General features: G+C 46.4%; 6 protein-coding genes. 2 read left to right on the top strand and 4 right to left on the bottom strand.

What is annotated here, in order from left to right; genetic code table 11:
* The first annotated feature begins 80 nt into the window (after positions 1-80).
* Complete coding sequence (locus LOZ80_RS07260) at positions 81-3,242, top strand: hypothetical protein (RefSeq protein WP_238170800.1); 3,162 nt, start codon at positions 81-83, stop codon at positions 3,240-3,242.
* A 60-nt stretch (positions 3,243-3,302) separates the two neighbouring features.
* Here LOZ80_RS07260 and LOZ80_RS07255 read toward each other — a convergent pair whose 3' ends face one another.
* From LOZ80_RS07255 to LOZ80_RS07245, 3 genes are all read right to left on the bottom strand, one after another.
* Complete coding sequence (locus LOZ80_RS07255) at positions 3,303-4,685, bottom strand: extracellular solute-binding protein (protein WP_238170799.1); 1,383 nt, start codon at positions 4,683-4,685, stop codon at positions 3,303-3,305.
* A gap of 85 nt (positions 4,686-4,770) precedes the next feature.
* Entirely contained in the window at positions 4,771-5,502 is a 732-nt protein-coding gene (locus LOZ80_RS07250; RefSeq protein WP_238170798.1) for a (S)-benzoin forming benzil reductase, read from the bottom strand.
* A gap of 647 nt (positions 5,503-6,149) precedes the next feature.
* Positions 6,150-10,415: a cohesin domain-containing protein gene (locus LOZ80_RS07245; RefSeq protein WP_238170797.1), complete on the bottom strand. Its 4,266-nt coding sequence runs from the start codon at positions 10,413-10,415 to the stop codon at positions 6,150-6,152.
* A 213-nt stretch (positions 10,416-10,628) separates the two neighbouring features.
* Between LOZ80_RS07245 and LOZ80_RS07240 the strand changes: the two genes are divergently transcribed.
* Entirely contained in the window at positions 10,629-11,438 is an 810-nt protein-coding gene (locus LOZ80_RS07240) for an AraC family transcriptional regulator (RefSeq protein ID WP_238170796.1), read from the top strand.
* Between the two features lie 84 nt (positions 11,439-11,522).
* Here the strand turns inward: LOZ80_RS07240 and LOZ80_RS07235 are convergent, their stop codons facing one another.
* Positions 11,523-12,569, bottom strand: a complete 1,047-nt coding sequence (locus tag LOZ80_RS07235) for an S-layer homology domain-containing protein (protein ID WP_238170795.1) — start codon at positions 12,567-12,569, stop codon at positions 11,523-11,525.
* Positions 12,570-12,683 lie beyond the last annotated feature (114 nt).

The raw sequence follows: 12,683 nt of genomic DNA, 5'->3' as shown, positions 1-12,683 counted from the left end.
AACTAACGACGGATCTAAATGACGTAAAGAAAGGAGTTGTTTGTTGAGGAGTTGTTCAAATTTGAGAGAGAGGTGAGTGTATGACTACGTTTAAAGCAACAAAATATCCGTTTTACAAATGGTGGTTGTGCAGTATATTAGCTTTACTGGGTCTTATCTTTGTGGCTGACACCACAGCGCGCGCTGGTGATATGATTTCAGAAATCACGGTACCGAACGCGCAATTTGAACTGCTGCCGGAATCGGGAACCCTGCCTCCGAATTGGAGTTATTACACGGGTGGTGCTCCGCAGACAGGCCTTTCTTTATCTACAACCGAGAAATTCAATGGCAGCAGAAGCCTGCGCTTTGTCAAAACATTACCGTCTCCCCTCCCTACGCCTCCGGCGGCCCCCCCTCCTCTTGGTGCAGAGAGTGCCCAATTAGCCGTTGAACCTGGCGATACCTATGAAGCCTCCATTAAACTCAAAATCCAAAGTTACAGCGGAACGCCGGCACTATGGATTCGCTGGTATGATGCAAGCCACCAACTGCTCGGCAAACAAGCCGTTTATCATTTACCCATCAATACGACATTGAATCAATGGCTGGATATCAAGGTGAAAGGAATGGCGCCATACAACGCCAAATTTGCGACGATTTTCGTGTACGTCCCAACAACCAGTGAAATGACGGCAAATGTGGATGAGGTACAATTTTTCCGGATAGGCGATTATAACCTTCTTATTAACCCCGGTTTTGAGGACGGAACGGTCACTGATATTCCTAAATGGAGCGTATCCGGAGTTTTGCAAGCGTATACATCCTTTGAGCGGATCACATCGGATAAGCCTGTGGGCGGTGAAACAGCAAGTTTACGAATAACAGACAGCACAAGCACCGGCAGCATCGACTTCCTCAGCGACCCCATCTTCGTCGTGACTGGCACGGAATTTGATGTGAAAGCCAATGTGAAATTAAAGTCCGGCACACAGAAATTAGAGCTCAAATTTTACAGTAATTCCGCTGGCACAAGCGAAGTCATACCACCCCCTCCTGGTACCTTCTTCAAAAGTATTGCCAACGTGCCCACGGATCCGAATTCACCGAATGCAACAACTTGGACCCCTGTCAGTTTTCAAGGCAAAGCTCCACCATCAGCGATACGCGCACGGGTTGTCATTTCTTCTTCGCCAGCTGATACGAGCGAGGCACTGTATGACAACATCTCTTTGTATCCCGTCGGGCTTGATGTGCCGCACACGCACAGTTCGCCGATTAATTTGGGCAATGTGGCACAATCGTTATCTACACAAGGCGGAGCGATCTCCCGCACAAATAATGAGATTTATTTCGTCACCAACGGGAATCCGGGAACGTTCTATGCCGTGAATGCGACCACTGGCGCGATTAATTATTCGGAAGTTGTGTATGGCACAACGAATACGTGGGCTGTGGCAGTAGCTTCGAATAATCAGGTGTATTTCAGCAGCACGAATGACGGTAAACTATGGCGATACGATCCTGTGAACCATAAAATTGAATGGATCGGCACCAACCCGGCTCCCAATAGCAAGTTCACCTGGGACCTGGATGCGGATGCCAATGGCAAATTAATTGGTTCCACCTACTCTGATCCGAATGATGGAAGAATATTCGAATTTAATACCAGCACCAATACATTTAGTTCCAGTCTTGTGACAGATGGATTCGTCATGAAACCTGGTCAAGACTACGTGCGTGGGGCTGCCGTTACTAATGATTACGTTTATGCCGGCATAGGTGCAAATCGCTATTTAATCAAGATGAACAGGACAACACAGGTCAAAACGCAGATCCCCCTTCCTGTCTCCTTTCAAGGAACTGAGGGTTTTGTCCATAATATCTGGGTCTATAATGGCAAATTGTATGTCTTAACCGGCACAACCATTGTGGTTATGGCTGAGAGTTCTCCACACACCGAGTACACACAAATCGGGTATACAGACAGCAAGATTTCTCCCCCATCGCCATATAATGCTGATCTCCTCTATTATCGCAATGTGACAACCAGTACCCTGTGGGTTTACAATGCCTCTACCAAAGACAGATCACAAGTTTTGACAACAGGAGGTGCTCCGATCCATCTGCCCCTTGAGGAAATGAGAGCGGTCGAGTGGATTTCTATCGGCGGCGTCAATAAACTCGCCATGCTTTTCGCCGATACTTCTTATCTTCTCTTTGATCCGGCAACAGCTTCACTCTCAACAGTCTCTTTGAATATTCCGAAGAATGGGATTAATATTCAAAGCTTGGCCAGAGAACAGGGGAGCAGCAACATATTTATCGGAGGCTTCATTGATTCGATGAGCATGTTTAATGAATCGACACCTAACAGTATTAACGCCTATTCCAATCCAAATTCCCCGCATCAAATTGAAGAGATGGGGTTCCTGAACGGGAAAACCTATTTGGGTGTATACGGCGGCGCAAAAATTTATCGCTATAACCCATCAGTTGCTTATCATTACGGGGAAACGCCTTCGGACAATCCAGGGCTTGTGTATACGGTTCCTACGACGGAGGAGCAAGATCGACCTTATGCGTTTGCATCAGGCGACAACAAGCTGTTCATTGGAACCGTCCCTTCCTATGGCAAATTAGGAGGTTCATTAACCGTCTACAATGAATCCACTGCAACTTGGACGACCAAACGAAACGTGGTAGCGAATCAGAGCATCACGTCTCTCGCCTACAAGAACGGTATCCTCTACGGCGGTTCGTCCATTGAAGGCGGTTTAGGGATCAATCCCACAGCCACGGCTGCCAAACTGTTCAAATGGGATATCGTTGGCGGGAATATCAACAGTATTCCAACAAGCGATTTGAACATTCCGAATTTCACACCCACGTTGATCGGCCATTTCACTTTTGACGCCAACAACAATCTTTGGGGCGCCGCCTATGGAACCAAAGCAGCGGGTGGAACGACTTTCGTCATTTTCCAATTAAATCCATCTGATTTCTCCGTTATGAAGTCCTATTTCATCTATGACAACAGTTCACCTGGCAATGCATGGCGAGGATTCTATTTGTACTTTGGAAGTGACGGCTTGCTCTACACAACGGTAGGTCGCTACCTCACGGTTTTCGATCCCAATGATTTATCCCGAAATACCAAGGTTGTGAATAGAAACGTTCAATTGATGATATTAGGCGCAAACGGAGATATTTACTATACAACAGGCGGGCCAGAGCTTTATACGCTGCCTAAATCTCCGTAACTGGTCGCAAATAAGGACCTGGCCAGCGGGCTAGGTCCTTCAATTGCCTTGCGATCCTAGTTAGACGTACATCGAATCCTTCAACTGGCGGCAAACACTTTCGAAATCATCAAGTCTTGCCCAGTACAGCTTGAACATATGGCGCATCGCTTCCAATTCTTTAAATGTCACATTCATGTCTGAATAGAAGCTGAACGTTGGAATAATGTCCCGGTACATCATGTAACGGGACGGTCTGGACAATGTTTCTTTTCCAGTAGACTCGGCAACGGTTTTGAAGCTTGGAATGCTGAGCGTCGTCTTGCGAAGATGCATTTGTGCTTCTGACGAAGCAAGGAAATCCACCAAAGTTTTGGCTGCATCTTTGTTTTTGCTCAACTTATGAATTGCCAATCCAATAATTAATAACTGAGTCTTCGCCTCTTTGGAGTAAGGCAACGGAGCGATATCATAGGCGAATTCGGCATTGCGCAAATGGTTCAAACTGTAATAGCTGGTTACGATCATCGAAGCCTTCTGCTGCAAGAAAAATCGTTCCGCATCCGAATCGTTTTCTGACATATAGACCGTTTCCGGATTCATGTCTTCAAATAATTGGTAGCTGATCTGCATCGCTTCTTTGAAATTCTCATTATCCAGCATCAGCTTCCCTTGCGCATCTCTTTCAAAAACGACGCGGTTCTGCAGCAAGAACAGCGGCCAGCGATTAATCGACTGCAAATGAAACAGGATGCCAATCCGATCCTGCTTCTGTCTGATGGCTGCAGCCGCTTTTTGCACGTCCGACCACTTCCAACTGCTGTCCGGCTCAGGCCAATTCGCTTCTTGGAAATGATCTTTGTTGTAACAGAGCACGATCGGCGAAAAAATCATAGGCTGCACATACAAATGATTGTCTTCAGCGAATGGCTCCTGCAGAAATGGGTATGTGCTATCTCGGCGTTCCATCGTTTCCAGAATATCCCCGACAGCCCCTTCTCCGCGAATAGATTCATAATTGTACGTATTCATCGTGATCAGATCGATTCCGTCCCTCTGCAGCGCCTCTTTGACATTCTGGCTAAAATACGATTGTGACAGCGGAATCATCTGCACATCCACGTGAGGGTGCCGGTGTTTGAACATCTCGACCAACTGCAATAAGTTGGCTTCCAGCGTTAAGCTGGGGTAATATCCGAATTTCAAAGTAACCCTTTCGCTTAAACCAGGTCCAACGACACGCGTGCCGATACGCGGCACCTTCTCGATCATCTTCTGATCCAGCAAGGTGTCCAACCCTTTGCGAATGGAATTCTTGCTAAGTTGAAACTGCTCAGCCAGCATTAATTCAGATGCCAGATACTCGCCAGGCTTGAGATTCCCCGTTACGATATCTGTACGAAGTGAGGTGACCATCTCTTCCAAGCGGTTTCGGAAGGTAGATCGTTTAGGTTTGCCCGCCATTATATCCCAGAACCTCCGAGTAATTCAAACTATTGGTCTCTATCTGGGTTATATTATAGCGTAAACGTTTGCAATTCACCAACAGTTAAATTTCAACAACAGTTCCTTGTATAAAGTGATCTCCAAGCAGCAACTTAATTAGCTTCGTTGCCACATCCGCAGGAGAAGCCAGCATACCGCGATCTTTGACCATTTGAAAAATATCCGCAGAAGCGAAGGTTTCCTTGTCCATATTCCTGGCTTCTGTCTGTAGAGCCGTATCAATCATACCTGGCCAAACGGACACCACTTTTACAGCATCTGCTCCTTCTCCCTGCTCAGCTCCAACGCCTTTGGAGAACACGTCCAGCCCGGCTTTCGAGGCAGAATAAACGCTCATACCTGGAAGCAGGTTTTTGGCGGAGCTTGAGGAGATGTTCAACACTCGTTTTTCCGCATGATAAGGCTCAGATAAACGAATGAACGTAGATGTCATCACAATAGGGGCAAGTAGATTTACGGTGAGATTCTGTTTGAACTGCTCTGTGTTTCCTTGCTCAATTCTAGATAACGGAGTCACTACGGCTGCATTATTAATCAGGTAGATTCCTTCCGCGTTCGTTCTATCTATCCTGCTGAAGGCTTGTTCCATGACCAGAGCAATCTGGTCAACCTCGTTTAAATCAATTTCTAGGTAGTCCATTTGTGGATCTTTAGAAATAAGTGCCTTGTTCATCGTTCTCGACAGACAGATCAAATGGTGTTCGGGATGAATAAGTTGTTCAGCAAGAGCTTCACCGAGGCCGCGAGAGGTGCCAGTAAGCAAGAAATATTTCATTCCATATCACTCCTTAAAAGTAGTAATTAGTACCTAGTACTAGTACCAGATCAATATAACCCATTTTGTGGAATAAATCAATTTCTGCTCTTTGCGCAGCCGTTCAATAAAACCGGCTTCGCCGCATTGAGGGATGAGCATCTTTTTAAGGGGCAAAATTCTATCAATGGGAACTATGGTACGCTATTTGGGTAAATAGAAGGGGTATGAGGTTGATAGCGGAACTACAGGACCTTATTCCCACGAAAACCTTGCAAATATGGTCACTTTGGCAGGATTAGCGCACTGTAGTTCCCTCAAGCCCGTAATCATGGTGCTTTTTGCCAAAATAGCGGACTGTAGTTCCCTCAAGCCCGCTATCCCGACACTTTTGCTATAATAGCGGACTGTAGTTCCCCCAAGCCCGCTATCCTGACACTTTTGCTATAATAGCGGCTTAATCTCCACGCGCGAGCAGCTCAGGGAATTCCTCGATCACTCCAAAACAAATTGTGAAGAACCTAGTCATAGGCCAGGTTCTTCACCATTTTGTGCTCGAGGATGAGCCTGACAGACGAATAGGCAAGCTAGAAGTGCTTATCTATCCCTAGCAGGCGCCTTTCGCATAAATAAGTACTTTCAGCTGCCTTATTTTCAATATCCAGCACCTAATGCAAGATTTTCTGGGCTAAGAAGGCTAGATCAGCCAGATCCACTTTACCATCCTTATTGATATCAGCTTTCTTATGCAATGACCATCCGCTGTCGGTTGATTTCATATTCAATCTACTTGCAACGTAGCTATAATCCCCGATATCGATCCCATCGCCGACATTGACAATATCTCCTGTGGATGAGGTTATCCGATTGCTCTCAAACTCCACGGTTGCCGCTTGCAGTTGAGCGAGAGCTTGATTCACTTGCTCCTCCGTTGCAGTTTCTACATCGGCGATGTTCTGCGCTGCATGGATGACAGCTTGTAAAATACTTTTTAGATTAGCCAGCGTACTCGTGAAATATTGACCTGGCTGCAGGCCGCCAACGGCTGAATTGTAAGCTGCATTCGCAGCCATGAGGGCGTCCAACAAAGGACCTTTATTCACCAACTTTTGAATCAAAACATGAATGCTCCGAGAAGCAAGCACGGTCTTCGCACCTTCTGAATCGGCAGCAACACCTGTGAAAGTAAATGTTGTATCACCGAGACTAGCCCCACTTTTAACCTTAAAATAGGTTCGAATTAATTCCGCACTCCCATATACGGCACCAGTAACACCTGGATTTCCGATAATAAACCGCACCTGCCCCGTGTTCACATTGTTATATACATCCGAAATAACAGTACTAGGCCGTAAAATTTCGGGACCATCGACAAACTCATATTTCGTTGGGTCATAGGAGATACTGGCATCTACCCCAGAGACATTCAGCACATTCCGCAGACCTAAATCGAGCCTTACCCATTCATCCAAGTTCACACTTTGTTGGTAGGTTGCGCCTGTAACAGATGGCTGAGGCTCAATCACTTGCAGGGCAATTGTGTTCACCGTCAGTGCCTGTGAACCGTCAATTTGAACAACAGCACTAATGGTTGCGGTTCCCGTGGTGTCCCCCGCAACCGCCTTGCCATCCACAATAGAAACAATGCTTGGATCTGAACTTGTAAACATCACTTTGGAAACCGCATTGACATTCGCCGCCTTATTGTTCATCAGAGTTCCAGCTGTCACTTTCAAGGTAGTGGACGTCATCTTCTCGAGAACCACCGAGTCCGCAGCAATCGTTGCCTCTTTCAGTGGCACTGGGAGAATCCCAATCGCACCGCCTGCTTTGTAATAGATGGTCCCCTCTGCGCCAATATCGAAAATTTCCACATCATCGAGCAGTTTGACATAATTCAAGTTAGGCGAATGCGTATCGAAGACCGTCAGCTTGCGGCCAATCGCTGCAAAGAGCAGCCCATCGTCACCCCAGCGCATAATAAATTGGCGCCAGTTGCCGAATGATTTTTGATTCCTGTTCAAAACTTTGTATGTAACAACTTGATCAGTGGCCGGATTAATGGCATAGAGCACGACTGCCATACCGCCTTCTTGATCGATCTTCCCGTACGCGGAGCCCCATAATAAACCATCGGGACCAAAGGTCAATGCACCAATTAATTTGGGTTCTATAATTTCCGGGATATTCAGATCCCACTCTTTTACTTTTACCTTGTGGATGACATCATATTTGAACAGCTTTGCTTTGGCATTCGGCGCGGATGCAATGCCTAGCCCACCTTCGACGGTCGTACCGCCGTATAGAATACCCGTACTGGTCTGATAAGCAAGCCCTGCTATGCTTTGATCATCAACAATTTCACTCTGAATATCCCATGTGTTTGTGATGGAATCATAGATGGCCATCGCACCTTCCAGATGGCCATAATGCCCAACGGTGCCAATGAACAATTTATTGTCTGCAGTTTCCATCGTAAAAGGCCGATCTCCCCCGTCGTTAGAGAGACTCTTAAACAAAATTGGATTCGTCCACGTTTGTTGGTACGGCATATGGTAAGGTTGGGTCGGATCGTATTTGACAATCTCCGCGCTCACATAAGAACCGGCATAACCATAACCGTTCATCCAAACACTTTCTTCGATTTGGAGCGGAGCGTCCTCGGATACTTTGAGCTTACGTTCCTCAACATCGTAGATGCCGAAGCCCATCATGAATGCACCTACCAGCATTTGCTTCTTCTGCTCATCCAAACGGAAGCTGCGAATTTCAAGCGGTATTCGCTGCAAACCATTCAAATCTACATACGTGCTGCTTCCATCATGTGGATCGAAGAGCGAGTACAGCACATTAGGCGAACCCTGCACAATACCGAGCAGCTTGCGGCCTGCTTTGGGATGACCGCTGGGCATCGTTACCCATCCCATCCCTTTTACCTCGCCAGGAAGTAAAGCGTCGCCAGCTTTTTGAATGGCATTGGTCGTGCTGTTGTAGGTCCATATTTCACCTGTATTCGCATGATGCCAGTAGTAAAGATTCGGGTGTTCAGGATCTGGTGGAGATAGATACGTGTCAAACACATCATAATCCCCGTAGCCAGCTGTGAAAATTTGCTCTTGTGTCGATTCATTAAACACCAATAACGAGGTGCTGTTCGCTACAAAAATGAGGCCATTATATACCCATATTTCATGAATAAAGCCAGCTGTACCAGAAATCACGTTGCCCGCTTTATCTTTCAACGTAATTTCCGTCTTTTCTCCAGTTACACGATCCATTCGGAATAAATGTCTTATAGAGCCGAGTCCCGCGTAAACATATTGATCCGTAACGGCAATCCCGTGCACGTAGTCCCCATCCGGATTCACATTGCCATAATCACGATATTCCCCGGTATCCGTCTTGTAAGAAAACACCTTGCCTGTACCGTAAGTTCCACCGAATACATACGATCCTGAAGCTGCTGATGAACCTTCCAGTTCCATCATATTGCTGTCTTTCACGCCAACCGGCCTGCTTGCAATCATTGTCAGTGTTTTCGCATCTGGATCATATTTGGAGATATTGCCCAAAGCACCGCCTGTATACACATTACCGTCCGCTGCCAATGTCAACGAGTAGGTCGTGTCTTCGGGAAGCGCTTTTTGGAAAATAATCGCTCCTGTGATGGCATCGAAAGCATAGAAATTGCCCGGCGAACCACTGGTCGTCACATAGATTTGACCGCGAGCAGTATCCACAATGGAAACTAAGGATTTTGCACCAGAAATCGGTTCTATGTTGTTTTTGCCGCTTGCATTCTTCACATAGGGTGTACCATATTTCACAGGCAGGTTTAAGAAATCATCATTCTCGGAAACACTGAAATCATCCACGTAGATGACATCCTTGCTCGCTTCAGCGGAATAACTGGTTACTCTTGCAGCAACCGTCCCCGCCGGAGCAACCCCCTCAGCGGCAAAAGAAAGCCAAGAATTATACGTCTTTAAATCTTGCGATGATCCCCTTCCTAATTCAATGCCCTTATTGTCGAAAAAGGAGAGGAAGAAAGCAACCGCGCTGCTCCCGGTTTCCATATAGACCGATCCGGAAACCGTGTACCTTTTGGCTGGCGAAGCAGGGAAATAGGAACTGGTCATAGAAGCTTTATTTGTTGCTGAATCATCCACAATTTTAAGACTTTGCGTTCCTGAATGCGCTTTCTCATTAGTGATTACAGAGGACGTATTTGCCAGTTGCGTATTGTTAAGCCAATTCCAGCCTGGCGTGATCCCCTCTGTGAACGGTTCTTCGAAAGAGCCGTTCTTCAACCAAGATTTAGATAGATGAACATCATCGAAATAGGCCTCCGTCTCCGTCGCTGCACTGTTCACGGTGAACAGGACAGCTGCATATGCGGCATTGCTTGGTGCAATACCCGAAACCTCTAGTGAAAACCATGTATTCATGGGCATCAACGCGACAGGAATCGTATTGATACCTTGTGTGGAGGTCAGAAGCGTGTTAGCGCTGTCATACCAACGAATCATGATGCCTGACGCCCCGCCATTCATCGATTTGTAATGAGCTTTGGCCTTCGCCTGGTAGGGTACTCCTCCTGTTATGGCGACCTTCTTGCTTTCAAAGTAGGAAGAACCCTTCACTGCCCCGGCATTCGGATGATACAATCTTGCACTCTTCGTACCGGAAGCTACCGTCCCGGTGTCTATTGTCAAAGTTGCTCCTGTGCCTAGCCCCGTTCCCCAATCTGGTATTTTGCCGCCTACTAACGGGTTCTCAAAATTTGCATTAAGCAGCGGAAGCTCTCCCTCCGTAGGAGGAACACCAGGATTGTTGTCAGCAAACACATGGCCTATGGGCATAAGCATCCCCACTAATAGGCTGAAAATGAGCAAGACGAACAAAATTCTGACGTTCTTAATAGATAATGACATGATATTCCACCTTCCTTGGCATGAATTGGATTCGCTTTCAGTATAAACGGCGACAAAAGAGTTCCGATATGAACAATTTCCCATTAAGATGAATCATATGATTGTCATGCACAATTTGAATAGCCAAAATGTATATTCAGATATTGCTTCGTTTGAAACGACCCTTTATGATGGTTTTATCAAATAAGCAGGCGTAAGAGGAGCTGATGATTCATGGAAGAGTCTGATTCCAAGATTATTGCCATTGCCGCCGGGTTTACCCATTATTCCAAACCTTACAATTACCCTCGCACTTTACTCGATACGTTTATTATTCGGCTTCAACTGGACGGGGACTGCAGCGCCCTTATTGATGACAAATTAGTTCCACTCGCTCCAGGCGATCTGCTTATGTGTCAACCCGGACAGCTGTATCAGCTCGTTTTGAAAAAAGGCAGCAAAGATTATTATCTCATTTGCCAAGGTTCCTGGGTGGAGCAATGGTGGGCTAAGCATCAGTTTGCCACACGCATGACCCTGCCGATGGACGACGACCTCATCTATCTGTGGGAACATTTGGCCAAAGAAATCAATCACAACAGCGAGCCGATGCAAGATCTTATCGAGAATTTGATCCGTGTCTTCTGCTTTCATTTGCAGCGTTTAATGAGCAAATCTGTCCAAAAAGATAAGCCTTACCGTATGAAAAGATACATAGAACTGCACGCAATGGAAGAAATTACGCTGGAGGATGTGGCCAAGCACATCGGGGTTGGGGTCTCGTGGGCCGTTCATTTGTTTAAACATGCTTTTGGACAATCCATCATGGATTATGCCATTGAAGTCCGCCTCGAAACCGCCAAACAGAAGATCCGCTCAAGCGCGATGTCCCTGGAGCAAATCGCAGAAATATGCGGGTTTAACAGCTATTCCTATTTCCACAGACAGTTTCGCAAAAGGTACGGCATCTCACCCAGACATTACCGGGATGAACAATGGCATCGCCCCTCTCCTGCATCCAACACTCAAAATGCAACCAAATAAAAGAGGCTTTCTCAAGGTTGTAAACCTCGAGATCAGCCTCTGATTTCTGCCTGCTAAGTTACAGTCTGCGAAGAACTTTCCTCTCTAACGTTGCTGCTCCACGTACGCAAGCAGATTTTGGATCAGCATCGCAGCCTGCGCCCGATTGGATGTTTCTTTCGGATGGATGCCCTGATCATATCCTTGAATCAGTCCAAGTTTCACGAGTATCGCAACACTGCCGATGGCATAATCGGAAATAATGGACACGTCATTGAACTCACTTAGAACGGATTCACTGGTTGCTAGGCTTAATTGCGCCGCGTGCAGTGCCCGATCCGTAAGCACCATCATATCCTCTCTTGTAATTGAGGCTTGGGGCCGGAAATTGTTACTTTCGTCCCCTTGTACAATATCCAAACCTCTAGCCTGCGCCAATGCTGTTGTATAGTACAGGCCGTCCTGCACATCATCGAAGCTCTGACCTGCCTCGCCCTTGAGCTTCAGTGTCCGCATAAGCAGAACAACAAAATCTGCGCGCGTTATCGAAGCATCCGGACTGAACATACGATCCGAGGTGCCAGTAACGATGCCGGCTTTGGCCAGTGCTTCAATGGCTTTAATGGCCCATTCGAAATCATCTAGATCATCGAATAGATAAGGACTTTTTATCGTAAAATTATGCTTAGCATCTATCTGAAGTGTCGCACTTGCAAGTGCCGAATCGACAGTCTTCACCTTGCTGATGCGCAGCTCAACTTGTCCATAGCGAACGGCTTCGAACTTCACTTTATATAAGATTTGATCACCGTCGATTCCCTTGACTTGACCAACACGTGTATGCGCAAGTTGAATGTGATTCTCCTTTTGAATAGGTCCAACCGAAAATCCCGCTACCTCTGTCTTAGCTTCTATCAGTTTCAATTTTGTGGCATCCACATCCAGATTAATTTCAAAAGCATAGAGATCTTTGAGATGGCTTCCTTTGATCAGAACTTCCACCGTATCGCCTTTGGAAGGCGTATCATTCGAGACGGATAACGTATAAACAGGTTGCTTATCTACTTCCGTTGCCGCAGATGCGAATGGAAGATTCATCGTAAGTAGAATCAGTAACGCCAAACAACGGGTACCCCATTTCCGCAAGCCCATTCGGATTCCCCCATCTCCATCATAATGTGTATGGATAACTAACAGGAAAACCCGCCACGCAAGATACATTTCGTATCAGTCATGGCGGAGTTTTACCTGTTGGATGTTACATCA

Origin of the sequence: Paenibacillus sp. HWE-109 (genome assembly GCF_022163125.1) — a bacterium.
GTDB lineage: Bacteria > Bacillota > Bacilli > Paenibacillales > NBRC-103111 > Paenibacillus_E.
The sequence above is the reverse complement of the archived record's forward strand: the minus strand, read 5'-3'. Positions and strand labels throughout refer to the sequence as shown.

Coding starts and splice junctions, on each gene's coding strand:
- LOZ80_RS07250 (WP_238170798.1), bottom strand. CDS start 5,502: ATGAAATATTTCTTGCTTACTGGCACCTCTCGCGGCCTCGGTGAAGCT.
- LOZ80_RS07260 (WP_238170800.1), top strand. CDS start 81: ATGACTACGTTTAAAGCAACAAAATATCCGTTTTACAAATGGTGGTTG.
- LOZ80_RS07245 (WP_238170797.1), bottom strand. CDS start 10,415: ATGTCATTATCTATTAAGAACGTCAGAATTTTGTTCGTCTTGCTCATT.
- LOZ80_RS07240 (WP_238170796.1), top strand. CDS start 10,629: ATGGAAGAGTCTGATTCCAAGATTATTGCCATTGCCGCCGGGTTTACC.
- LOZ80_RS07255 (WP_238170799.1), bottom strand. CDS start 4,685: ATGGCGGGCAAACCTAAACGATCTACCTTCCGAAACCGCTTGGAAGAG.
- LOZ80_RS07235 (WP_238170795.1), bottom strand. CDS start 12,569: ATGGGCTTGCGGAAATGGGGTACCCGTTGTTTGGCGTTACTGATTCTA.